The 21,763-nt window shown below is 71.4% G+C and carries 21 protein-coding genes; 8 read left to right on the top strand and 13 right to left on the bottom strand.

What is annotated here, in order from left to right; genetic code table 11:
• Nucleotides 1-126 precede the first annotated feature (126 nt).
• On the top strand, nt 127-1,704 hold the full coding sequence (locus ACTMTI_RS32390; protein WP_441124441.1) for a glycoside hydrolase family 10 protein: 1,578 nt from the start codon (nt 127-129) through the stop codon (nt 1,702-1,704).
• Here ACTMTI_RS32390 and ACTMTI_RS32385 read toward each other — a convergent pair.
• Nucleotides 1,676-2,314: a TetR/AcrR family transcriptional regulator gene (locus ACTMTI_RS32385; RefSeq protein WP_441124440.1), complete on the bottom strand. Its 639-nt coding sequence runs from the start codon at nt 2,312-2,314 to the stop codon at nt 1,676-1,678. The genes ACTMTI_RS32390 and ACTMTI_RS32385 overlap by 29 nt on opposite strands.
• A gap of 93 nt (nt 2,315-2,407) precedes the next feature.
• On the opposite strand from ACTMTI_RS32385, the gene ACTMTI_RS32380 reads away from it, so the two are divergent.
• Both ACTMTI_RS32380 and ACTMTI_RS32375 read left to right on the top strand, forming a co-directional pair.
• Nucleotides 2,408-3,337 carry a zinc-binding dehydrogenase gene (locus ACTMTI_RS32380; protein ID WP_441124439.1) on the top strand — a complete coding sequence of 310 codons (930 nt, stop codon included), beginning with the start codon at nt 2,408-2,410 and terminating at the stop codon, nt 3,335-3,337.
• Nucleotides 3,338-3,712: 375 nt separating this feature from the next.
• Nucleotides 3,713-5,800 carry a hypothetical protein gene (locus tag ACTMTI_RS32375; RefSeq protein WP_441124438.1) on the top strand — a complete coding sequence of 696 codons (2,088 nt, stop codon included), beginning with the start codon at nt 3,713-3,715 and terminating at the stop codon, nt 5,798-5,800.
• Here ACTMTI_RS32375 and ACTMTI_RS32370 read toward each other — a convergent pair.
• From ACTMTI_RS32370 to ACTMTI_RS32360, 3 genes are all read right to left on the bottom strand, one after another.
• The gene (locus ACTMTI_RS32370; RefSeq protein WP_441124437.1) at nt 5,756-6,292 is read right to left on the bottom strand and encodes an HIT family protein; all 537 of its coding nucleotides are present in this window, start codon (nt 6,290-6,292) and stop codon (nt 5,756-5,758) included. The two genes, ACTMTI_RS32375 and ACTMTI_RS32370, sit on opposite strands and share 45 nt — an antisense overlap.
• A gap of 388 nt (nt 6,293-6,680) precedes the next feature.
• Nucleotides 6,681-7,118, bottom strand: a complete 438-nt coding sequence (locus ACTMTI_RS32365) for a hypothetical protein (RefSeq protein ID WP_441124436.1) — start codon at nt 7,116-7,118, stop codon at nt 6,681-6,683.
• A gap of 91 nt (nt 7,119-7,209) precedes the next feature.
• Complete coding sequence (locus tag ACTMTI_RS32360; protein WP_441124435.1) at nt 7,210-8,220, bottom strand: RNA polymerase subunit sigma-70; 1,011 nt, start codon at nt 8,218-8,220, stop codon at nt 7,210-7,212.
• A gap of 67 nt (nt 8,221-8,287) precedes the next feature.
• On the opposite strand from ACTMTI_RS32360, the gene ACTMTI_RS32355 reads away from it, so the two are divergent.
• On the top strand, nt 8,288-9,013 hold the full coding sequence (locus ACTMTI_RS32355; RefSeq protein ID WP_441124434.1) for a PIG-L deacetylase family protein: 726 nt from the start codon (nt 8,288-8,290) through the stop codon (nt 9,011-9,013).
• 209 nt (nt 9,014-9,222) lie between these two features.
• Here the strand turns inward: ACTMTI_RS32355 and thrS are convergent, their stop codons facing one another.
• From thrS to ACTMTI_RS32340, 3 genes are all read right to left on the bottom strand, one after another.
• Nucleotides 9,223-11,187 carry a threonine--tRNA ligase gene (gene thrS / locus ACTMTI_RS32350; RefSeq protein WP_441124433.1) on the bottom strand — a complete coding sequence of 655 codons (1,965 nt, stop codon included), beginning with the start codon at nt 11,185-11,187 and terminating at the stop codon, nt 9,223-9,225.
• A 139-nt stretch (nt 11,188-11,326) separates the two neighbouring features.
• Nucleotides 11,327-11,941, bottom strand: a complete 615-nt coding sequence (locus ACTMTI_RS32345) for a glycoside hydrolase family 25 protein (RefSeq protein ID WP_441124432.1) — start codon at nt 11,939-11,941, stop codon at nt 11,327-11,329.
• Nucleotides 11,942-11,971: 30 nt separating this feature from the next.
• Complete coding sequence (locus tag ACTMTI_RS32340) at nt 11,972-12,871, bottom strand: LLM class F420-dependent oxidoreductase (RefSeq protein WP_441124431.1); 900 nt, start codon at nt 12,869-12,871, stop codon at nt 11,972-11,974.
• A 110-nt stretch (nt 12,872-12,981) separates the two neighbouring features.
• On the opposite strand from ACTMTI_RS32340, the gene pgm reads away from it, so the two are divergent.
• Nucleotides 12,982-14,613 carry a phosphoglucomutase (alpha-D-glucose-1,6-bisphosphate-dependent) gene (gene pgm / locus ACTMTI_RS32335; RefSeq protein ID WP_441124430.1) on the top strand — a complete coding sequence of 544 codons (1,632 nt, stop codon included), beginning with the start codon at nt 12,982-12,984 and terminating at the stop codon, nt 14,611-14,613.
• Between the two features lie 35 nt (nt 14,614-14,648).
• Here the strand turns inward: pgm and ACTMTI_RS32330 are convergent, their stop codons facing one another.
• The 6 genes from ACTMTI_RS32330 to ACTMTI_RS32305 form a co-directional block, all read right to left on the bottom strand.
• Entirely contained in the window at nt 14,649-14,954 is a 306-nt protein-coding gene (locus tag ACTMTI_RS32330) for a hypothetical protein (protein ID WP_441124429.1), read from the bottom strand.
• Entirely contained in the window at nt 14,951-15,862 is a 912-nt protein-coding gene (locus tag ACTMTI_RS32325) for a hypothetical protein (protein WP_441124428.1), read from the bottom strand. The genes ACTMTI_RS32330 and ACTMTI_RS32325 overlap by 4 nt, the downstream gene beginning before the upstream one ends.
• Nucleotides 15,862-16,626 carry an SDR family NAD(P)-dependent oxidoreductase gene (locus ACTMTI_RS32320; protein WP_441124427.1) on the bottom strand — a complete coding sequence of 255 codons (765 nt, stop codon included), beginning with the start codon at nt 16,624-16,626 and terminating at the stop codon, nt 15,862-15,864. Before ACTMTI_RS32320 ends, ACTMTI_RS32325 begins: the two co-directional genes overlap by 1 nt.
• Nucleotides 16,626-16,979, bottom strand: a complete 354-nt coding sequence (locus tag ACTMTI_RS32315) for a hypothetical protein (RefSeq protein WP_441124426.1) — start codon at nt 16,977-16,979, stop codon at nt 16,626-16,628. The genes ACTMTI_RS32320 and ACTMTI_RS32315 overlap by 1 nt, the downstream gene beginning before the upstream one ends.
• 221 nt (nt 16,980-17,200) lie before the next feature.
• Nucleotides 17,201-17,893, bottom strand: a complete 693-nt coding sequence (locus ACTMTI_RS32310) for a DUF2786 domain-containing protein (RefSeq protein ID WP_441124425.1) — start codon at nt 17,891-17,893, stop codon at nt 17,201-17,203.
• A 19-nt stretch (nt 17,894-17,912) separates the two neighbouring features.
• Nucleotides 17,913-19,151: a hypothetical protein gene (locus tag ACTMTI_RS32305; protein WP_441124424.1), complete on the bottom strand. Its 1,239-nt coding sequence runs from the start codon at nt 19,149-19,151 to the stop codon at nt 17,913-17,915.
• Between the two features lie 359 nt (nt 19,152-19,510).
• Between ACTMTI_RS32305 and ACTMTI_RS32300 the strand changes: the two genes are divergently transcribed.
• The 3 genes from ACTMTI_RS32300 to ACTMTI_RS32290 are packed head-to-tail and all read left to right on the top strand — an operon-like array spanning nt 19,511 to nt 21,729.
• Entirely contained in the window at nt 19,511-20,689 is a 1,179-nt protein-coding gene (locus tag ACTMTI_RS32300) for a cytochrome P450 (RefSeq protein WP_441124423.1), read from the top strand.
• A gap of 18 nt (nt 20,690-20,707) precedes the next feature.
• A complete protein-coding gene (locus ACTMTI_RS32295) occupies nt 20,708-21,460 on the top strand; it encodes an HAD family hydrolase (protein WP_441124422.1) in 753 nt (250 codons plus the stop codon).
• Nucleotides 21,457-21,729 carry a DUF4031 domain-containing protein gene (locus tag ACTMTI_RS32290; protein WP_441124421.1) on the top strand — a complete coding sequence of 91 codons (273 nt, stop codon included), beginning with the start codon at nt 21,457-21,459 and terminating at the stop codon, nt 21,727-21,729. The genes ACTMTI_RS32295 and ACTMTI_RS32290 overlap by 4 nt, the downstream gene beginning before the upstream one ends.
• Nucleotides 21,730-21,763 lie beyond the last annotated feature (34 nt).

Raw genomic sequence — 21,763 nt, 5'->3', positions numbered from 1 at the left:
CAAGGAAGCCGGGAGGGCGTTCGTCCCTCCCGGCCCAGCTCCTTGGTTTCGTCACAAAGGCATCACGAATCTATTTCTTTTTTTCGTCCCGACCATCGGTGAGCAGCTGTCACACTGGGTGGCACTATGCGAACCGGACGCCCACTCCTAGCCGCCGCAGGCCTCGCCGTCGTCACCGCCACCGCCGCTTACATGTTCGGCCCCGGTGCTGGAGAGAGCCCCGCAGCGAGCAAGAAGAAGACGACCACCGCCGCCGCCGCGCCCGTGGCGGCCTGCAAGACAGACGCCCGCTACCCCAAGCGCCAGCTTCGGGGCGTCTGGATCGCCACGGTCAAGAACATCGACTGGCCCTCCCGCACCGGCCTGACCGCCGCCCGGCAGAAGGCCGAATACGTCAAGATCCTCGACGCCGCCGCCAAGCGCAACTTCAACGCGGTCTTCGTCCAGGTGCGGCCCGCCTCCGACGCGCTCTACAAGTCGTCGCTCGAGCCGTGGTCGCAGTTCCTGACGGGCACGGCGGGCAAGGATCCCGGCTGGGACCCGCTGCCGTTCCTCATCGATGAGGCCCACAAGCGCGGCCTGGAGTTCCACGCCTGGTTCAACCCGTACCGCGCCTCCTACGACGCCAACGTCGCCAAGCTGCCGGCCAGTCACCCGGCGCGGCAGCACCCGGACTGGACGGTCAAATACGGCGACCGCGTCTACTACAACCCGGGCCTGCCGCAGGTGCGCGAGCACGTCATCAAGGTCATCACGGACGTGGTGGACCGCTATGACGTGGACGGGGTGCACTTCGACGACTACTTCTACCCGTATCCGGGCGAGGGCGGCCAGTTCAACGACAAGGCCGCCTTTACAAAGTACGGCAAGGGCAAGAGCCTGGCCGCCTGGCGCCGCGGCAACGTCAACACGCTCGTCGCCCAGGTGGACAAGGCCATCCACGAGCGCAAGAACCACGTCAAGTTCGGCATCAGCCCCTTCGGCATCTGGCGCAACAAGTCGAATGACCCGTCCGGGTCCAACACCAACGGCATGTCCGCCTATGACTCGATCTATGCGGACGCGCGGGCCTGGATCGACTCCGGCACCGTCGACTACGTGATGCCGCAGCTCTACTGGCCGCGCGGTTTCAAGGCGGCCGACTACAAGGCGCTCGTGCCCTGGTGGGCGGAGGCGGTCAAGGACTCCGGCGTGCACCTGTACATCGGCCAGGCGCTCTACCGGGTGGGCGCCCAGGACGACAAGGCCTGGACCAAGGCGGGCGAGATGTCCGCGCACCTGAACTTGAACCGCAAATATGAGCAGGTGGACGGCGACGTCTACTTCAGCGCCAAGCAACTGCTCACCAATCCGCTGAGCGCGATGGACCTGGTGGCCAAGGAGCACTACAGCCGGCCCGCCCTGCTGCCGCTCATGACGGACCGCGGCGGCCAGGCCCCGGCGAAGCCGGCGGCGCCCGCGGGGGCGAGGTCCGCGGGCACGACGCTGTCGTGGAAGCCGGCCGAGGGGGCTCGGGCGTACGCGGTGTACCAGGTGCCGAAGTCCGGCGAGGACTGCCACACGAGCGACGCCCGGAACCTGGTGGCCGTGGTCACCAACCCGTCCTTCGCGGTCAAGTCGGCGGGGACCTACCTCGTCACCTCGCTCGACCGCCTGCACAACGAGAGCGACCCGGTCACGGTGAAGGCAGGCGGCGGGGTCTAGCGGTGAGCGCGAGGCTGCCGGGCAGGGAGTCGACGGCCTCGCGGAAGCGGCCGGCCAGGTCATGCGTGGTCTTCGCCGTGGCGAGGCCGGCCGCCCAGTCCGCCAGCGCGTAGCGGAAGGCGGCCACCAGCATGTCCACCACCAGGCGGGGGCGCGGATCTCCCTCCCGCCCGTCGAGCCAGTTCCGCAGGATGTCCATGGCCGCCCGCGTCGTGTTGTCGCAGAAGTGCAGGCTGTGCGCGTTGATCGAGGGAGTCTGCGCCGACAGCCGGTAGCTGAGCAGCGCCCGGCCGGCCCAGTCCGCGCCCATGCGGTCCAGCGCCGCCAGGTGCGCGTCGCGCGCCAGTTCCAGCACCGGCCGGCCGTCGGGCTGGACGGCCGTCAGCTCCACCAGGAAGGCCCTCCACAGGTCCTCCAGCGGGGCCATGGCGACTTCCTCCTTGCTGGTGAAGTTGCGGAAGAAGGTGCGTTTGGAGACCTCCACCCGCTCACACAGCTCGTCGAGGGTCACGCCGGCGAAGCCCTGGCTGGTGAACTGCTCCAGTGCGGTGTCGATCAGCGCTTGACGGGTCCGTTGTTTCTTGCGTTCGCGCAGGGGCGGGCTGCTCACGTCGAGGAGTGTAGCAAGTTCGCCACTTGCGCGCTTATGCCACCGAGTGGCATAAAGGGGTGGTCTCTTCCGTACTCGAAAGGCGATGTACGCATGCGTGCTCTTCTGGTCGACCGCTCCGCCGCCTCCGGCCTCCGTCTCGGCGAAGGCGCCGATCCCGTACCCGCCCCGCATGAGGCTCTGGTCAGGGTGAGCGCCCTCTCCCTCAACTTCGGCGAGGTCAAGCACGGCATCGCCGGCGCACCGGATGGCACCGTGCTGGGGTGGGACGCCGCCGGCGTGGTGGAGCGGGCCGCCGCCAACGGCTCGGGGCCAGTGGCGGGAACGCCCGTGGTCACGGTGGGCCTGGACGGCGCCTGGGCCGAGCTGCGGGCCGTGGACACCAGTGCGCTCGGCGTGGCCCCGGAGGGAGCGGACCTGGGCGCGCTCAGCACCGTCCCCGTCGCGGGCGCCAGCGCGCTGCGCGCCCTGCGCAGGATCGGCCCCCTGCTCGGCAAGCGCATCCTGGTCACCGGCGCCACAGGAGGCGTCGGGCGGTACGCCGTGCAGCTCGCCCGGCTCGGCGGCGCCCATGTCATCGCCTCCACCGGCGACCCGCAGGCGCACGGCGACGGGCTGCGTGCGCTGGGCGCCCACGAGGTGGTCGCGGGGCCGGAGCTGCTGGGGTCGCTCGTGGACGGGGTGGTGGACTGCGTGGGCGGGCGGCAGCTCGTGCAGTCCTTCGACAAGCTGGCGGCGAACGGCACGCTGGTCGCTGTCGGGCGTGCCACGGACGAGCCGGAGAGCTTCCCTCCCGGCGCGTTCTACGGCTACGACGGGCGTCATGGCCGTTCGATCACCACCTTCTACCTGCTGGACGGCGTGCCCCTGGGGCCGGACCTGTCCTGGCTCGCGGACGGCGTGGCCGCGGGGGGCCTCGATCCGCAGATCACCTGGCGCGGCGGCTGGGACAAGGCCGGCGAAGCCATCAGCGCGCTCCTGGAACGCCGCCTCCACGGCAAGGCCGTCCTCGACCTGGCCTGACCGCGCCCCACGCATTCCACACCTGGCCAGGCCGGCGCTGGGCCGGCGCTGGGCCGGCGCGTGGCGGCCCAGGCGGGCGGCCTGTGCGTGGCGGCGCAAGCGGGCGGCCTGTGCGTGGCGGCCCAGGGGGCGCAGAACGCGAGTGGCGACGGACACTGCCGTCCAGGTGGAGCCGTGTAAGACCCACCCCAGGTGGGCAGTCGGCGGTGAAGCGGGAACCCCGGAAACGGGGAACGCCGGACCGTAAGGTAACGGCTGTCTGAAATGTGTTCGTAGCGATCACATTTCAGGTAACGGTAGTCCGTACTGGTGGCGCCGGGATGCGACCTTCCTCTACCGTGCCACGGACATCATCGATCGCGGGAGGTCATCGGGGTGAGGCGCGCGGTAGTCGTGCTGGCCGTGCTACTCGGCCAGCTGCTGACCGGCCAGGGAGTGTTCGCGGGGACGGCCCGGGCGGAGGAGGCCCCGGGCCGGGTGGCGCTCATCGGCGTGCCCGGCCTGCACTGGAACGACCTCACCCAGGCCGACGCCCCCAACCTGTGGGAGCTGGCCGGAGCGAGCGCGATCGGGTCGCTGTCGGTACGCACGGTCGGCAACGTGACCTGCCCCTACGACGGCTGGCTGACCGTGTCGGCGGGCACCAGGTCGGCCGTCGGCTACGGCTGCGGCGCGCCCCCGATGCCCGAGGCGCAGGTCGCGGGCACCGGGAGCGCGGTCATCCCCGGCTACCGCTACCTCACCGACGTGGCCGGGCAGCGTTACGCCGGCACGCTGGGCGAGACGCTGAAGGCCGCGGGCCAGTGCTCGATCGCGATCGGCCCCGGCGCCGCGCTGGCGCTGGCCGACCGGCAGGGCGCGGTGCAGAACTATCACGCCTCGCCGCTCCAGGTCGGGACCGGCGACCTGACCAAGTGCCGGATGATCGCCATGGACGTGGACGACCTCATCCGCCCCTACCTGATCGGCGACCGGCTGCCCAAGGTCCCCGAGCAGCTCGGAGCCACCGAGCGGCGCGACGCGCTGCGCCTGGCCGACGCCAAGGCGGGCGCGCTGCTGTCGATCCTGCCCCCGGACACGACCGTGCTGCTCGCGGGCCTGTCCGACCACGGCTCCGTGCCCCACCTCCGGGTCGCCGCCCTGCGCGAGCCGGGCGCGCAGGGCCGCCTGCTCGGGGCCGACTCCACCCGCCGCGAAGACATCTCGATCCTGCCCGACCTGACCGCGACCGTCCTGGCCAAGCTGGGCGTGCAGACGCCCCCGACGGTCGTGGGCGGGCAACTGCGGCTCGGCGACGCCGGCGCCACCTTCGAACAGGTCCAGCGCGCCGACGCCACCGCCCAGACCATGCGCTCGGCCAAGGGCCAATACTTCACCACCCTGGCCGTCCTCCAGGTCGTGTTCTACGTGCTGGCCTTCCTGCTGCTGCGCCGCCACAAGAGCCTGCCGTGGGTACGGATGGCCGCCGTCGCCCTGGCGGCCCTGCCCGTCACGTCGTTCCTGGTCAACCTGTTGCCCTGGGGCAACCACCTGCAACTGTTCGGCGGCATGCTGGCCTGGTGGGCCGCGATCACCGCGCTGGCGCTGGCGGGGCCCTGGCGGCGCAGGCCGCTCGGCCCGCTGGCCGTGGTCTCGGGGGTCACCGCGCTCACGCTCGTCGGTGACCTGCTCACCGACACCACGCTCCAGCTCAACAGCTTCATGGGCTTCAGCGCCGAGCAGGGGGCGCGCTACTACGGCCTGGGCAACATCCCGTTCGCGCTGCTGGCCACCGGCACGCTGCTGGCCACCACGGTCATCGCGCACCGCTACCCGGGCCGGATCGGGGTGGCCGCGATCGTGGTGCTGGGTGCGTTCGCCATGGTGCTCGGCGGGTCGGCGATGGGCAGCGACTTCGGCGGTGTGATCGCGTTCGTGCCGGGCATCGCGGTGACCGCGCTGCTGGTCGCGGGCAAGCGGGTCTCGCTGGTCAAGCTGGCGGCGTTCTGCGTGGCGGGCGGCGTGATCGTGATGGGCTTCGCCTACTACAACTACCTGCAGCCGCCCGAGAAGCAGTCCCACCTGGGCAGGTTCGTCGGCCAGGTGCTCAGCGGCGAGGCGCTCGACGTCATCCTGCGCAAGCTCCAGGCCATGCTGGCCACGCTGCTCAGCCCGAACCTCATGCCCATCGTGATCGTGGCCGTCGCGTTCCTGATCTACGCGATCCTGCGGCCGGAGCAGGCCTCCTCAGGGGTGGTGCCGGCGGCGTTCGAGCACTCCCCCGCGCTGCGGGCCGGGCTGATCGGCACGCTGGTCAGCGGCGTGGTCGGGATGCTGGTCAACGACTCCGGCGCGGCCGTGCTGTCGATGGCGCTGGCGCTGGCCGTGCCCCTGCTGCTGGCCGTGGGGATCCGGGTGCTGGAGCAGCGGCAGGAGGAGTCAGTCCCACGCGTCGGCGAGAAGCTGACGGGTGTCACGAAGTAGCTGCGGCAGAACCTTGGTCTGGCCGACGACCGGCATGAAGTTCGTGTCGCCGCCCCACCTGGGCACCACGTGCTGGTGCAGGTGCGCGGCGATGCCCGCGCCCGCGACGTGGCCGAGGTTCATGCCGACGTTGAAGCCCTGCGCGCCGCTCGCCTTGCGCAGCGCGCGCAGCGACTTCTGGGTGAACTCCCCCAGCTCGACCAGCTCGGCCGGATGCAGCTCGTCGTAGTCGGACACGTGCCGGTAGGGGACGACCATCAGGTGGCCGGAGTTGTACGGGTAGAGGTTGAGCACGGCGTAGACGCTCTCCCCACGGGCGACGATCAGGCCGTCCTCGTCGCTCATCTTGGGTATCGCGTCGAACGGGCATCCGTCCTCGGGGCCGGTGCCCGTCGGCTTGTTCTCGCCCTTGATGTAGGCCATGCGATGCGGGGTCCACAGACGGTCGAAGTTGTCGGGCGCCCCTGCCCCTGCCCCTGCCTGATCGTGCATAACTAGCAGCATAGGACCACGGACAAACGGCGTGCTCCTCCGGCACCATCCTCAGCATTCGCCTGCAGGAGGCCGCGATGACCGGCGCGTCAGCCGGGCAGCCCGTCCCGCCCGCCGACACCTCAGCCCCCGCACCGCCCGCCAACGGCCCAGCCCCGGCCCGGTCCCCGCTCACACGCCCGGTGCGACCGTGAAGGGATCCAACAAGGTCGCCGACGAGGTGGTGGAGAAGGTCGCCGGACCACGGTCCCGCGCGGCCGGGGCCACCGGATCCGCACGCCCATCGGGAAAACGGCTGCGGGGGCTGACCGCAGGCCGGCCTGCGGACGTCAAGCCCGGACGGGGGGCTGGCCGCAGGCCGGCTGTCGGACGTCAGGGCGGGTCGCGATCAGTCCGCCCGGGTCATCTCCGACGGGTAGCCGCCCCCGCCCGGGTACACCCAGGCCCCGCTGACCGTCTTGTCGTCGGCGGTGAAGGTGCCCCGGTAGTAGGCCGGCGAGCCCTTCTCGCCACCCCAGATGGTCAGCGTGTCGCCCTCCAGCTCGTACACGTACGCGAGGGTGTTGCCCTGGCTGTCGTAGTACACGGACTTGATGTCCTCACCGGGCTCGTCCGCGCCGAACGGCATCTCCCTGCCGATGACCTCCATGCCCTTGATCGGCCGCCCGTCCTGCACCAGGTTCACGTCCTGGAGCAGGAAGAAGCCGCCCTCCATCCAGCGGTAGGTCACGGTGCCCTCGGCGCCGCCGGTCACCCGCCAGGTGCCGACCAGCCGGTTCAGGGCCTTGAGCTGGGCATCGGGCTGCCGCTGCGGGTAGTCCATCATGATCGATCCCTTTCTCCGAAGTCTCTGAAGCGGTGTAGCGCCCGTATGACGGCGGCGGGCCGGGAAAGGAATCGGTCCTGGGGGAGAAATTTCAGAGAGATTCGGGGAGGCCGAAGGCGGCGTGCAGTTCGGGGCCGAACGTCGTGATCTCCACGATCCGGCCGTCCTCGATGCGCAGCACGTCGACGTTGACGGCGGTGTAGCGGGATTCGCCGGCGCTGCGGGCGTAGGTGGCGGCGGCCGGCTGCCGGTTGGCGGACGTCGCCAGCACCTTGAAGTCCCACGCCTCCGGCCCGGCCATGTACGGCCGCCACATGTCGAGGATGGCCACGCGCCCGTCGTACACCAGCGACGCCGGAGGCATCGTCTGCCGGGCGTCCTCGCGCAGCAGCTCCGCCAGCGCCGACAGGTCGCCCGAGACGGAGGCGTCCATGTAGCGGCGCAGCACCGCCCGCTCCTCTTCGCTCGGAGCGGTGGCCGGACCCCACTGGGCACGGTTGTGAGGCAGGTGCGTGCGGAGCGTGGCGCGCGCCCGCTGAAGGGCGCTCTTGACCGCCGCCACGCTCAGCTCCAGCGCGCCGGAGGTCTCCTCGGCCGACCAACCGGCCACGTCCCGCAGGATCAGCACCGCGCGCTGGCGCGGCGGCAGGTGCTGGATGGCGGCGAGATAGGCCAGCTCGATCGTCTCACGCGCGACCGTCACCGCGTCGGGCTCGCCGTGCCCGGGCGCGGCCAGGTCGAGCACCCGGTCGGGGTACGGCTGCAGCCACGGCACCTCGGCGAACGGCGATCGGGGCTCACTTCCCGTGCCGACCGTGATCTCCCGCGCGCGGGCGGGGCCGGACAGCAGGTCGAGGCAGGCGTTGGTGGCGATGCGGTAGAGCCAGGCCCTCAGCGTCGCGCGCCCCTCGAACGTCTCCCGCCGCCGCCAAGCCCGCAGCAGCGTCTCCTGCACCATGTCCTCGGCGTCGGTGTACGAGCCCAGCATGCGGTAGCAGTGCACGTGCAACTCGTGCCGGTACGGCTCGACCAGCTTGCCGAACGCGGCCTCGTCACCGGCGCGGACGGCCGCCACCAGGTCGCCCTGCTGCCCCAGCCCCATCGGCTCCGGCTCCTCCCTTCGTCCGCGGCCATGCTAGTGCCGCGCGCCGCTGCCTAGGGTGGGTTTCATGACGACAGATCGACTCGAGCCCATGCCCGGCGACTGGCAGCGTGCCCTGGCCATCGTCGCCCACCCCGACGACCTCGAGTACGGCTGCGCGGCCGCGATCGCGACCTGGACCGACGCCGGCCGCGAGGTGGCGTACGTGATCGCCACGCGGGGCGAGGCCGGCATCGACACGCTCGAACCCGCCGAGAGCGCGCGGGTGCGCGAGCGCGAGGAGCGGGCCAGCGCGGCCGTGGTCGGGGTGACGAGCGTGGAGTTCCTCGGCCACCGGGACGGCGTGATCGAGTACGGCACGGCGCTGCGCAGGGACATCGCGGCCGCCATCCGCAGGCACCGCCCGGAGCTTCTGATCACGTTGAACCCGGACGACACGTGGGGGGGCACGTACTGGAACACTCCTGATCATCGGGCCGTCGGGCGAGCCGTGCTGGACGCCGCCGGAGACGCGGGCAACAGGTGGATATTTCCAGACACCGACGCCGAACCCTGGAAGGGCCTCCGCTGGGTCGCCGTCGCCGGCACCGACTCCCCCACTCATGCCGTGGACGTCACCGACGGCCTGGAGCGCGGCGTGCGCTCCCTCATGGAGCACCGCGCCTACATCGAGGCTCTCACCGCCGAGGAGCCGGAGACGTACGCGCGCGATCTCCTCGAGGGCTACGCCCGGGAGGAAGGCAAGCGCTTCGGCGGCCGACCGGCCATCACCTTCCGCCTGTTTCCCTGCTGATTCAATTCGCCCGGCCGATCCCCCCACCCGAAAAGGATCCCCTCACGGCCAAGTCATGGGCCGGCGCGCTCTACTGTGCTTCTTCCTCGGCGTCATCGGCGTGCCCCGCTTCCACGTCGGGAAGGGCGTTCTGCAGATCGTCGCCCTCGGCGGCCTCGCGTCAAGCAGGCGGACGTGGGGCGGAGCGGACGCTCCGCCCCACGTGGCCGTCAGACCTGGGTCCGGTGCTCCACGGCGTTGACGATCTCGGCGATCGCCTCGTCCACCGGCACGCCGTTCTTCTGCTCGCCACTGCGGTAGCGGAACGAGACCGCCCCGTTGGCGATGTCGTCGTCACCGGCCAGCAGCATGTAGGGCACCTTGGCCTTCTGCGCGTTGCGGATCTTCTTCTGCATCCGGTCGTCGGAGGCGTCGACGTCGATCCGGATGCCGCGCTCGCGCAGCTTCTTGGCCACGTCCTGGAGGTAAGGCACGTGCGCGTCGGCGATCGGGATGCCCACCACCTGGACCGGCGCCAGCCAGGGCGGGAAGGCGCCCGCGTAGTGCTCGGTGAGGACGCCGAGGAAGCGCTCGACGGAGCCGAACAGCGCCCGGTGGATCATGACCGGGGTCTGCCGGCTGCCGTCCGCCGCCTGGTATTCCAGGCCGAACCGCTTGGGCTGGTTGAGGTCGAGCTGGATGGTGGACAGCTGCCAGGTGCGGCCGATGGCGTCCTTGGCCTGCACGGAGATCTTCGGTCCGTAGAAGGCCGCGCCGCCCGGGTCGTCGACCAGCCTCAGCCCGGACTCGGTGGCGACCTGATGCAGCGCCTGGGTGGCCTCTTCCCACTCGGCGGGGTCGCCGATGAACTTGTCGGAGTCGTCGCGGGTGGACAGCTCCAGGTAGAAGTCCGGCAGGCCGAAGTCACGCAGCACGCTGAGCACGAACCTCAGCAGCGACTTGATCTCGTCGGCCATCTGCTCGCGGGTGGTGTAGATGTGCGCGTCGTCCTGCGTCATGCCGCGCACCCGGGTCAGCCCGTGCACCACGCCGGACTTCTCGTAGCGGTAGACCGAGCCGAACTCGCACAGCCGCAGCGGCAGCTCGCGGTAGGAACGCCCGCGCGCCCTGAAGATCAGGTTGTGCATCGGGCAGTTCATCGGCTTGACCCGGTATTCGATGCCCTCGAGCTCGAACGGCGGGAACATGTCATCGGCGTACCAGGGAAGATGCCCCGAGGTCTCGAACAGCGACGACTTGGTGATGTGCGGGGTGTTGACGAACTCGTAGCCCGCCTCGGCCTGCCGCCTGCGCATGTAGTCTTCCATCTCCTTGCGGATGATCCCGCCCTTGGGATGGAAGATCGGCAGGCCGCTGCCCAGCTCCGGCGGGAAGCTGAACAGGTCCAGCTCGACGCCCAGCTTGCGGTGGTCGCGCTTTTCGGCTTCCTCCAGCAGCTTGAGGTATTCGTCCTGCTTGTCGCGCGACTCCCACGCGGTGCCGTAGATGCGCTGCAACTGCGGGTTCTTCTCGCTGCCCCGCCAGTAGGCGCCGCCGGAGCGCATGAGCTTGAACGCCGGGATCGACCGGGTGGACGGCACGTGCGGGCCGCGGCACAGGTCCTTCCAGCACAGCTCGCCGCTCTTGGGGTCGAGGTTGTCGTAGATGGTGAGCTGCCCGGCGCCCACCTCGACGGCCTCCTCCTCGGCGGCGCCGCCCTTCAGCCCGATCAGCTCCAGCTTGTAAGGCTCCGCCGCCAGCTCCTCGCGCGCCTCGTCGTCGGAGACGGCCCGGCGGGAGAACAGCTGCCCCTGCTTGGCGATCTCCCGCATGCGCTTCTCGATGCGCTTGAGGTCGTCGGGGTTGAACGCCTGCTCGACGTCGAAGTCGTAGTAGAAGCCGTTTTCCACGGGCGGCCCGATGCCCAGCTTGGCCTCGGGGAACAGCTCCTGCACCGCCTGCGCCATGACGTGCGCGGTGGAGTGGCGGACGATGGCCCTGCCGTCCTCGCTGGAGACCTCGATCGGCTCGACGACGTCGTCCTGGTCCAGCGGATGGGCCAGGTCGCGCGGCACGCCGTTGACCCTGGCCGCGATGACCGTGCGGCCGTCGGCCTCGAGGGCCTCACCGGCCGTCGTGCCGGCCGCCACCACACGCTCGGCTCCGGCGAGGGTGATGCGTAGCTCGGCTGACACGGTGACTCCCTTGGGATCGCGCTCCGGCGCTCGGCACCGGCGCTGCTTTCGATGGTGAACCCCGATGCTATCGCGGGTGAAACCCTTCCTCACCAGTGAGCCGGGCCGCCCATGATCTCTGTCCTTGCCCCCGCCCCGCTCATCGCCGGCGGAAACCCAGCTTCGTCAGCTGCTTGCGGGTGCCGTGGAAGACGTTGCGGTCGACGGGGCTGTGGGCGTACTGGTGGATGGTCCAGTCCTGCCAGGGCCCGGGCACGACGGGCCGGCCTCGGGGCTTTCCCGGGTTGGCGATCCAGAGCGGATATTCGGCCAGGCCCGCGCAGTTCCCCTCGCGCGCGAACGCGGGGAAGGTGTAGACGAACGGCCGCACCCCCGCGTGCCGCTCGACGAAGCGGCACCAGCGGCGCGCGTGCCGGGCGACCCGCTCCGGGCGCAGGCCGTCGTTGGTCTCCAGGTCGAGCGCCACCAGATCGCCGCGGCGCAGCCCGCCGGCCGACCTGACCGTGGCCAGGAAGTGGCGGGCCTGCTCGATGGGGTCGCCCTTGGGGCGGGCGAAATGGTACGCGCCGCAGACGATCCAGCTCTCGCGCATGCCCTCCCAGTTACGCGCGAACCACTTGTCGGTGAAGTCGCCACCCTCGGTGGCCTTGGCGAAGGCGAAGGTCACCCCGGATTCCGCATGGCCGGTCCAGTCGACGGAACGCTGCCAGTTGGACACGTCTATGCCCTGAAGTACCCGGAGCTCGCGCTTCACCTTGCCGGATTTTATTGGGACACCTCCCGGTCAGCCCTTCGCCGCGCCGATGAGCAGGTTCCGGGTGCGTTCCTTGTTGGCGAACACGGAGCACACGAAATCGGTCACCCCGGCCCGCTCCAGCTCCTCCAGCTTGCCGAGCACGCTCTTCTCGTCGCCGACGATCGCCACGTCGCCGGGGGTCGCCGCGCCTTCCCTGTCGAGCATCGCCCGGTAGGAGGGAAGCCGTCCGTACACTTCGAAGATCTCGTTCGCCCGGCTGACGGCGGCGCCGGGGTCGTCGGTGACGCAGACGGGCAGCGAGCAGACGATGCGCGGCGCCGGGCGGCCCGCTTCGGCGGCGGCCGCATTGATCGTGGGCGCGATGTGCTCGGCGACCGTCTTCGGTCCGGTCATCCACAGGACGGTGCCGTCGGCCACGGTGCCGGCCAGCTTGAGCATGCGCGGGCCGAGCGCGGCGATCAGCACGGGGAATCCGGCGCCCGGGGTGGTGAGGGTGAGGTCGGCCTTGAGCGTCTCGCCCGTGTACGTCACGTGCTCGCCCCGGCTGGCCGGGAGCAGGATGTCGAGATACTCCTTCATGTGCCGGCCGGGGCGGTCGAAGCTGTAGCCGTACATGTTCTCGATGACCATCTGGTGCGACGGGCCGATGCCGAGCGCCAGCCGCCCGCCGAGGGCGGCGTTGGCCGTCATGGCCTGCTGGGCCAGCACGGCCGGATGGCGCGGGTACGTCGGCACGACGGCGGTGCCCAGCTCGATGCCGGGCGTCTGGGAGCCGGCCACGGCCAGGGTGGTGAGGGCGTCGAGGCCGAAGATGTTGGAGAGCCAGGCGGAGGTGAAGCCGTCCGCCGCCGCCTCGGCGATCTGGTCGCGGAGCGCGCCGATCGGGTCGGGGCCTTTTTTCTCGGTCAGGTAATATCCATAGCGCATGGAACAGAACTCCGTTCTGGTGGCTGACGGAATCTACCTTCCCACGCCGTATCGCGGTCACCCGCGGGCCTGCGCCGGATTCATCCGGCCGGATTTGTAAAGTGGCCTGTATGACGCACGACCGCGCGGGACAGCCCGCCCAGCCCGCCGACCTGGTCGACATCGCCCGCCTGGTGACGTCCTACTACGCCCTGCATCCCGATCCGGACGAGGTGGCGCATCGGGTCGCGTTCGGCACGTCGGGGCACCGGGGGTCGTCGCTGAACACCGCGTTCAACGAGGACCACATCCTGGCCACGAGCCAGGCCATCTGCGAATACCGGCGCTCCCAGGGCACCGGCGGGCCGCTGTTCCTGGGCATCGACACGCACGCGCTGTCGGAGCCCGCGCGGGTGTCGGCGCTGGAGGTGTTCGCGGCCAACGAGGTCGAGGTGCTGATCGACACGCGGGACGGCTACACGCCCACGCCCGCCGTCTCGCACGCCATCCTGCGGCACAACAACGGGCGCCCGTCCGCTCAGGCCGACGGCGTCGTGATCACCCCGTCGCACAACCCGCCCGGCGACGGCGGCTTCAAGTACAACCCGCCGCACGGCGGGCCCGCCGGCACCGACGCCACCACGTGGATCCAGGACCGCGCCAACCGGCTGCTGGCGGCCGGGCTGAAGGGCGTCAACCGGGTCCCGTACGCCAAGGCGCTGGGCATGGCCGGGCGCTACGACTTCCTCGGCTCGTACGTGGACGACCTGCCGGCCGTGCTGGACCTGCAGGCGATCAGGTCGGCCGGGGTGCGGATCGGGGCCGACCCCCTGGGCGGGGCGAGCGTGGCGTACTGGGGGGAGATCGCCGAGCGGCACCGCCTCGACCTGACCGTGGTCAACCCGCTGGTGGACCCGGCGTGGCGGTTCATGACGCTCGACTGGGACGGCAAGATCCGGATGGACTGCTCGTCGCCGTATGCGATGGCCTCGCTCATCGCGAACCGCGACAAATACGATATTTCCACCGGAAACGATGCCGACGCGGACCGGCACGGCGTCGTCACCCCGGACGGGGGCCTGATGAACCCCAACCACTACCTCGCCGTCGCCATCTCCTACCTCTACGCCCACCGCGACGGCTGGCCAGGCGACGCCGGCGTCGGCAAGACCATGGTCAGCAGCGGGATCATCGACCGGGTCGCGGAGTCGCTGGGGCGGCGGCTGTACGAGGTGCCGGTGGGCTTCAAATGGTTCGTGCCGGGGCTGCTCGACGGGTCGCTCGGGTTCGGCGGCGAGGAGAGCGCCGGAGCGTCCTTCCTGCGGCGCGACGGGTCGGTGTGGTCCACCGACAAGGACGGGATCATCCTGGCGCTGCTGGCGTCGGAGATCCTGGCCGTCACCGGCAAGTCGCCCAGCGCGCATTACCAGGAGCTGACGGAGCGGTTCGGCGTGCCCGCGTACGCCCGGGTGGACGCCCCGGCGACGCGCGAGGAGAAGGCCGTGCTCGGGAAGCTGTCGGCGGCGCAGGTGACGGCGACGTCGCTGGCGGGCGAGCCGATCACGGCGGTGCAGACGGCGGCGCCCGGGAACGGGGCCGCGCTGGGCGGGGTGAAGGTCTCGACGGAGAACGCCTGGTTCGCGGCGCGGCCTTCGGGGACGGAGGACGTCTACAAGATCTACGCCGAGTCCTTCCGCGGGCCGGACCACCTGGCCAAGGTCCAGGAGGAGGCGCGCTCCCTGGTCTCCGCCACCCTGGGCTGACCGCCGCCGTCCCGTCTCCCGGGGGGCCAGACGGCTCAGGCGTCGCGGGCCGTCGTGCGGGCGCCGTCGGACGTCAGGCGGGTGAGCCAGTCCACCAGCAGCCCGCGCAGGGCGCCGTGTCGCGGCAGGTCCTCGCCGAACACCTCCACGAGGCCCAACAGCCGGTCCACCACCTCTCGCGGGGCCGCCTCGGGCATGCTCAGCCGTGCGGCCAGCGGATCCGTCACCGTCAGCGGCGTGCCGTCGTCGGCGCGGCCGGCGGAGACGTACCGCATCCAGGCCGCCACGCCCAGCGCCGCCCACCGGGGCTCGGCGCCGCGGGCGAGGCGGTCGCGGATCACCGGGAGCAGCCGCGTGCGGTAGGCGGCCAGGTCGGTCCCCGGCGGCGGTACGAGGGTCGGCGCCGCGTCGAACTGGCGGCGAAACCGTCCTCGATCGCCCACTGCCGGAACGGCTCGGTGGCCAGCGCCGCCCTGTCCGCCACGCCGAGCAGGCGCGCGGCGGCGGCCCTGTCGGCGTCCGCGGGCGCCGGGACCATCCGGTCCACCATGGACGACGGGAAGGTCACGTTGCCGTCGCGGATCCAGGAGAGCAGGTCCTCCTCGCGGGCCAGCTCGCAGAATTCGGTCACCAGCCCGGCCAGCAGCCTGCCGCCGCCTGCCAGGTTGTCGCAGCAGATGACGGTGATCGGGCCGGCGTCGGCGGCGCGGCGGGCGCGCAGCCCTGCCACGAGCCGGCCGACGGCCGTGACGGGCGCGCTCCGCCCGGCGCCCTGCCCGCCCGGCCACGCGGCCCGCGCACCGTGAGGCCCGGTCGCCAGGTCGGCGGCGACGCCGGGGTCGCCGGCGCGCAACCGCCCGGTGGCCGGGTCGTGCCGGTAGCCCGGTTCGGTCACGGTCATGGTGACCACCCGCACGGCGGGGTCGGCGATCCTGGCGATCCCGGTCTCCGGGCCCACCACCTCCGTCAGCGCACCGCAGACCCGGATCGAGGCGTGCGCGCCATCACGTTCGAGCACCGAGTACAGCAGGTCCTGCGCCGACAGCGGCTCGGCCGCCGCCATGCTGCGCATCGTCACCCCGCACACGCCGTAGGCGGGATCGCCCGCGTCCTCGGTGTAGAGCGCCTGGTGGGCTCGGTGGAAGGCGCCCACGCCCAGGTGCACGATCCCGGTACGCAGGTCGCCACGCCCCATCCGCGGCCTGGCCGCCGCCGGGATCAGCGGCAGCGCCGCCCGCGACAGCCGCATCAGTACCCCAGGTGCCGGCCGCCGTCGCCGACCAGGACTTCCCCCGTCACCATGTCCGACTCCAGCAGCGCGGTCACCATCTGGGCGATGTGCTGCGGCTGAGCCGTGCGCCGCAGCGGCGCTTTGGCGTTCTCCCGCTGGGTCATCTCGGCGAAGACCTGCTCGCCCACCCGGTCGATGTGCCAGCGGGTGGCCACCATGCCGGGCGCGACCGCGTTCACCCTGACCTCGGGCCCGAGCGCGACCGCGAGGTCCCGGGTGAGCTGGATCAGCGCCGCTTTGCTGACCCCGTAGGCGATCGAGGAGCCCGTGGCGAGGATCCCGGCGATGGAGGCGACGTTGACGATGGCGCCGCGAGCGGCCCGCAGGTCGCGGGCGAAGGCGCGGGCGCAGTAGAAGGGTCCCATGAGGTTGACGCCCATGACCTGCCGCCACACGTCGCCGGTGAGCCCCTCCAGGTCGGGGAACGGCACCCACTTGGTCGTCCCCGCATTGCACACGAGCGCGTCCACGCGGCCGTGGCCGGAGCGTACGCGCTCGGCCAGGCGGCGTACGGCGGCGTCGTCCGAGACGTCGGCGGCCATGGCCTCGGCCTTGCAGCCCAGGTCCCGCAGGCGGGTGACGGTCGCCTCGGCCTCCTCCGCCGAGCGGGAGTAGTTGACGATCACGGCCGCCGCGCCCTTCCTGGCCAGGGCCTCCGCGACGGCGGCGCCGATGCCGGTGCCGCCGCCGGTGACAACGGCGACCGTCCCGTTGATGTCCATCAGTCCTCCCCCACTCGTCCGGGCAACGGGTCGGCGGCCGCGATGTCCATGTCCTTGCTCTCGCGCGAGGCCCAGAACGCCACGAACGAGATCACCGCGGTCCCGATCAGGAACGCCGCCACCAGCCACGGCTCCCCGCCCATCCGCGCCGCCAGCGTCGCGCCGATCAGCGGCGAGAACCCGGCCAGCGCCGCGCCCAGCTCCCGCGAGGCGGCGAACCCGGTGTAGCGGACCCGCGCCCCGAACAGCTCCGCGTAGAACACCGGCTGCACGGCCACCTGCGGCGCGAACCCGAACGCGCCCATGATCATCATCGCCGCCCACACGATCCAGGGCACGCCGGTGTCGACCATTAGACGAACGCCGCCACGAACACCACGCTGAACAGGTTGCGGCGGCGCCGGCGGGGGCGCCGGCGGCGGCCAGGAGTGCCCTGGCGAGATCGCGGAGCTGGTCGGCGGTGATGATGCGGGGGAATTCGCTCACGAACCACCTGTCCCGGTTGTGAGGACTGCGTTCCGTGTGCGCGCTTATGCCCGTTCCACGCCCGCCCAAAACGGATGAGAAACGGGGCCTACCGACTTATCTCGCCGGCCGTGGCGGTGGTCATGCCGGTGCGGCCGAGGTCGGCGCGCCGCCCGGCGGCCACGCCGTCGCGGTAGCCGGTGCCGCTGGTGCGGGGCACGCTCATCCTGATGCTCGGGTAGTGGGCCGCCACCGCCCGATCCACCTCCGCCCGGCGGTCGGCCAGCACCAGCGCGGCCCCCGTACCGGCGGACTCGGACTCGGCGCGGGACTCCGCCTCGCACAGCAGCCGGTAGACCTCGTCGGTGAACCCCAGCAGCCACGAGCGCCGGTAGGCCCGCACGGCCGCGACGTCCGCGGGGACCCGGACGCGCGCCAGCCCCGAGGCCATCTGCAGCAGCAGCGACGTGGCCAGCAGGTCGGCGCGTTCCAGGTCGGCGGCGAATCCGAAGACGTGCACCCGCTGCCCGCCGTCGCCCCGCCCGATGAGCAGCGGGCGGCACCGCAGGGCCTGCGCGACCAGGCTCACCAGGCGGGCCTTCTCCCTGGCCCACGGGTTCGGCAGGGTGACGACGCGGTCGCCGGGGGTCTGGCGAGTCCCGGCGGGCGGGAGCGCGTCGATGCCGTATTTGGCCATGAGCGCCGACGCGGCCGCCATGAACGTGGCCCGCTCGTGCTCGTTGTCGGTGCGTTCGGCCTTGGCCAGCAGCTTCCTGACCCGGTCGAGCGTACGCTCGCGCACACCTGCTCCCCCGTGCTCCTCAGGACTTGGTTAGCACCCGCCCGTCCACCCCGATGGCCGGGAACGCGCCCGTGTCCACGATGCCGTGCTGGTGGTAGAGCGCCTCGATGAGGGCGTGCGCCTGCGGCTCCAGCTTCCACAGGGCACGATACTCGCGGGCCGTGGACAGCGAGATCCCGATCTCCTGGGCGATGTCCACCGTACGCGGCACGATGCCCTTGGCGATCTGCCGGTCCCAGAACTCGCGGGCGGCCCGCATCAGCGCCGCCCGCTCGGCGGTGGAGACGACCTGCGGGGTGGTGTCGAACACCACGACGTCCTCGTCCTCGTCCTGGACGAGCTCGGCCAGTGCGGGCGGCAGCGCCGGGCGGGCGGGCACCGGGTGCTGCTCGGCGTCCTGCTCCCACGGCACGCGGGGGTCGGCGTCGATGAGGGCGGAGGTGTTGTAGAGAGCGGCGATCTGCGCCAGCAGCGCCTCCTGGCGGGCCTGGTCCACGGCCAGCCCGGTGTGCTCGACGGCCTGGTCCATGGCCTTGTCGAGCTTGGCCAGCGCGGCGCGTACCTTGCGCTCGGAGGCTCCGCCTTCGCGCAGCGCCTTGGCCCGCTTGGCGGCCAGCGCGACCCTGGTGAGCCTGCGGTGGGCGTCGACCTCGCTCGCCGTACGGTCGCTGACCTCGGCCAGCCCGAGCCTGACCAGCAGCCGCTCGGGCGTGAGCCGCCAGTTGATGCGGCCGGTGCCGCGGATGCGGTGGCGTTCGATGGCCATGCCGCGCTCCCACAGCCAGGCGGCCACCAGCGGCGCGGCCAGCCGGAACATCGCCTCGGGCAGGCTGCGCGCGTCCATGCTGGACAGCACCGCGGTCAGGCAGGTCAGCGCCCACACGGCGATGCCGTCGATGCCGGCGGAGAAGTTCTCGCGCATGTTGCGGCGGGCGCGCACGGCGCTGGTGATGATCGCGACCTCGATGAACGCGAACAGCAGCAGCCTGAGCGGCCCGTCCAGGCCCAGCACGTCCCCCGAGAAGCGCCACATGCCCTGCGCGGACACGCCCGTGGCGATGGACGCGGCCACGATGGTCAGCACGTCCTCGATGGGACGCTGGGCGACGTATCTGGCGAACAACCAGACGACGGCTCTCCAGACGATCCTGATCACCAGGAACGCCAGCGCCAGCCCGGCCAGGCTGAGCAGCGCGAGGACGGCGGTGGCGAGCGGCTTCTCAACGACGAAGGCGGTGATTTCCTCGAATGTCGGCATCTGTCACTATCCGTGGGGGCTATGGCTCGGCTCTATGCGACGAGATCATTGCAGAATGTCGCCATCTTGTACGCCAAACCCCATCTGACGCCACAGTTTGCCCCTCTTTCCCACCTATAACACGCCCTGTCCAACAGGGATGGCGCCGTCCCGGCGTGACGGAGCGTCCGGAGACGGGCGCGCGGCGAGAGGAGCCGGCCCTGCCCCGCCGGATAGAGCTTCCTTCCCGCCCTGCCAAGCCCCCTGGGTCGAGATGAAATTCGTCCTTTCGGAGGGCACCGTACGCCTCTCCCAATGGGACCATCTATCGAGGGATTTATCCCAACATAGTGCGATGTATCCCAGCAGGACGGATATCGATGTCAGACACAGAGTTCCCGCTCGTCCAGTTCATGCGTGACGGGTTCGACCCGGTGGGCGAGCTCGGACGCATCCGGGCCGAGCACCCTGTCTTCCCGATGGAGATCCCCGGTGGCCAGACCGTGTACCTCGTCACCCGCTGGGAGGACGTACGCGGCGTGCTCGGCGACCACGAGCGCTTCAGCAACGACTTCGCCGGAGTGATCGGGCTGGGCTCCAACCAGGAGGACCCCGGCGGCCTGGGGTTCCGCGACCCGCCCGAGCACACGCGGCTGCGCAGGTTCCTGACGCCCGAGTTCACCATGCGGCGCCTGCGCAGGCTGGAGCCGCGCATCGAGGCCATGGTCGAGGAGCATCTGGACAGGATCGAGGCCAAGGGCGCCGAGGGCATGCCGGTGGACCTGGTGGAGGAGTTCGCGCTGCCGATCCCGTCCCTGGTGGTGTGCGAGCTGCTCGGCGTCCCGTACGACGAGCGCGCCGACTTCGTGAAGCTCAGCAAGGACCGCTTCGACTTCACGGCCGGCCCCGAGGCGTCCCTGCAGGCGATCAACGACGCGATGACGTACCTGACGGACCTGGTCGCCAGGGAGCGGCAGAACCCCGGCGAGGGGCTGCTCGGGCAGCTGCTGCGCGAGCACGGCGACGAGCTCGACGACCGGACGCTCGCCAGCATGGCCGACGGCCTGCTGACCGGCGGGCACGACACCAGCACCAGCATGCTCGCGCTGGGCACGCTGTGGCTGCTGCGCAACCCCGAGCAGGCGGCCAAGGTGCGCGAGGTCGACGGCTACATCAACGACGTGGTCGAGGAGCTGCTGCGCTACATGACCGTCGTGCAGGTGGCCTTCCCCCGTTTCGCCCGCCACGATCTGGAGCTGCACGGGGTGCCGATCAAGAAGGGCGAGCTGGTGCTCTGCTCGCTGACCGGCGCTAACCGCGACCCGGCCCTGGGCGAGGGCATGGACGAGGTGCGGCCGGGCCGGGAGACGGCGGGCTCGCACCTGGCGTTCGGCCACGGCATCCACCGCTGCATCGGCGCCCCGCTGGCGCAGATGGAGATGCGCATCGCCTTCCCTGCCCTGCTGCGCCGTTTCCCCGGCCTGCGCGTCGCGGGCGAGGTGCCGTTCCGGGAACTCGCCATCGTCTACGGCGTCAAAGAACTTCCCGTCGCCTGGTAGAGCGGTTACGTTCACCATGTGGACGCGCCCGTCATCGATCTGAGCAAGATCAGCGCCGTCGTGTTCGACACCGACGGCGTGGTCATCGACACCGCCCGGGGGCACGCGGCCGCCTGGAAGCACGTCTTCGACACGTTCCTGCGCGGCCGCTCGGCGCCGTTCGACATCCGCGACGACTACCTGCGCCACGTGGCGGGGCGGCCGCGGCTCGACGGCATCCGGACGTTCCTCGCCTCGCGCGGCATCACACTGCCCGACGGCGCGGCGGACGACGAGCCGGGCGCGCCGACCGTGCACGGGCTCGGGCTGGCCAAGGACCGGGTCTTCCTGGAGCAGGTGGACGAGTACGGCGTGGCGGCCTTCCCCGAGACGGTCGCGCTCCTGCACGAGCTGCGCCGGCGGGGCGCCCGGACCGCGGGCGTCTCCGCCAGCCTGCACGGCCGCGGGCTGATCGGCTCGGCGGGCGTCATGCACCTGTTCGACCTGCTGGTGGACGGCAACGACGCGGCGCTGATGAACCTGCCGGGCAAGCCGGACCCGGCGCTGTTCCTGGAGGCGGCCCGCCGCCTGGAGCTGCCCGCCGTCAAGGTGGCGGTGGCCGACTCTGCGCTGCCCGGGATCGAGGCGGCGCGCAAGGGCGGATTCGGGCTGCTGGTCGCGGTGGCCGGGGACGGCGGCGCGGCCGAGCTGCGCGCCCATGGCGCCCAGGTCGTGGTCGCCGGCCTGGGCGAGATCGAGGTGCGCGGCAAGGTCCTACCCTGGACGACGTGACCGTTCTCATCGATCCGCCCAACTGGCCGGGGCCGCGCGGCCTGATGTGGTCGCATCTGGTCAGCGACGCATCACTGGAGGAGCTGCACGACTTCGCGGCGCGGCTGGAGGTGCCGGGGCGGGCGTTCGACCGGGATCACTACGACGTGCCGGAGACCGTGCACGCGCGGGCGGTGTCGCTGGGGGCGCAGGCGGTCAGCTCCCGGGAGCTGCTACAGCGCCTCATCGCCGCCGGGCTGCGCCGCCGCAAGCGCCACTCACCACGCTGAGGCCCGCACCCCCACGAGACGCAAGCGCCACTCA

Source organism: Nonomuraea sp. H19 (genome assembly GCF_052068215.1).
GTDB lineage: Bacteria > Actinomycetota > Actinomycetes > Streptosporangiales > Streptosporangiaceae > Nonomuraea.
This window is presented reverse-complemented; position numbering and strand designations above follow the sequence as displayed.

Coding starts and splice junctions, on each gene's coding strand:
- pgm (WP_441124430.1), top strand. CDS start 12,982: ATGACGCACGACCGCGCGGGACAGCCCGCCCAGCCCGCCGACCTGGTC.
- ACTMTI_RS32355 (WP_441124434.1), top strand. CDS start 8,288: ATGACGACAGATCGACTCGAGCCCATGCCCGGCGACTGGCAGCGTGCC.
- ACTMTI_RS32315 (WP_441124426.1), bottom strand. CDS start 16,979: ATGGTCGACACCGGCGTGCCCTGGATCGTGTGGGCGGCGATGATGATC.
- ACTMTI_RS32340 (WP_441124431.1), bottom strand. CDS start 12,871: ATGCGCTATGGATATTACCTGACCGAGAAAAAAGGCCCCGACCCGATC.
- ACTMTI_RS32365 (WP_441124436.1), bottom strand. CDS start 7,118: ATGATGGACTACCCGCAGCGGCAGCCCGATGCCCAGCTCAAGGCCCTG.
- ACTMTI_RS32370 (WP_441124437.1), bottom strand. CDS start 6,292: ATGCACGATCAGGCAGGGGCAGGGGCAGGGGCGCCCGACAACTTCGAC.
- ACTMTI_RS32380 (WP_441124439.1), top strand. CDS start 2,408: ATGCGTGCTCTTCTGGTCGACCGCTCCGCCGCCTCCGGCCTCCGTCTC.
- ACTMTI_RS32360 (WP_441124435.1), bottom strand. CDS start 8,220: ATGGGGCTGGGGCAGCAGGGCGACCTGGTGGCGGCCGTCCGCGCCGGT.
- ACTMTI_RS32300 (WP_441124423.1), top strand. CDS start 19,511: ATGTCAGACACAGAGTTCCCGCTCGTCCAGTTCATGCGTGACGGGTTC.
- ACTMTI_RS32320 (WP_441124427.1), bottom strand. CDS start 16,626: ATGGACATCAACGGGACGGTCGCCGTTGTCACCGGCGGCGGCACCGGC.
- ACTMTI_RS32325 (WP_441124428.1), bottom strand. CDS start 15,862: ATGCGGCTGTCGCGGGCGGCGCTGCCGCTGATCCCGGCGGCGGCCAGG.
- ACTMTI_RS32390 (WP_441124441.1), top strand. CDS start 127: ATGCGAACCGGACGCCCACTCCTAGCCGCCGCAGGCCTCGCCGTCGTC.
- ACTMTI_RS32305 (WP_441124424.1), bottom strand. CDS start 19,151: ATGCCGACATTCGAGGAAATCACCGCCTTCGTCGTTGAGAAGCCGCTC.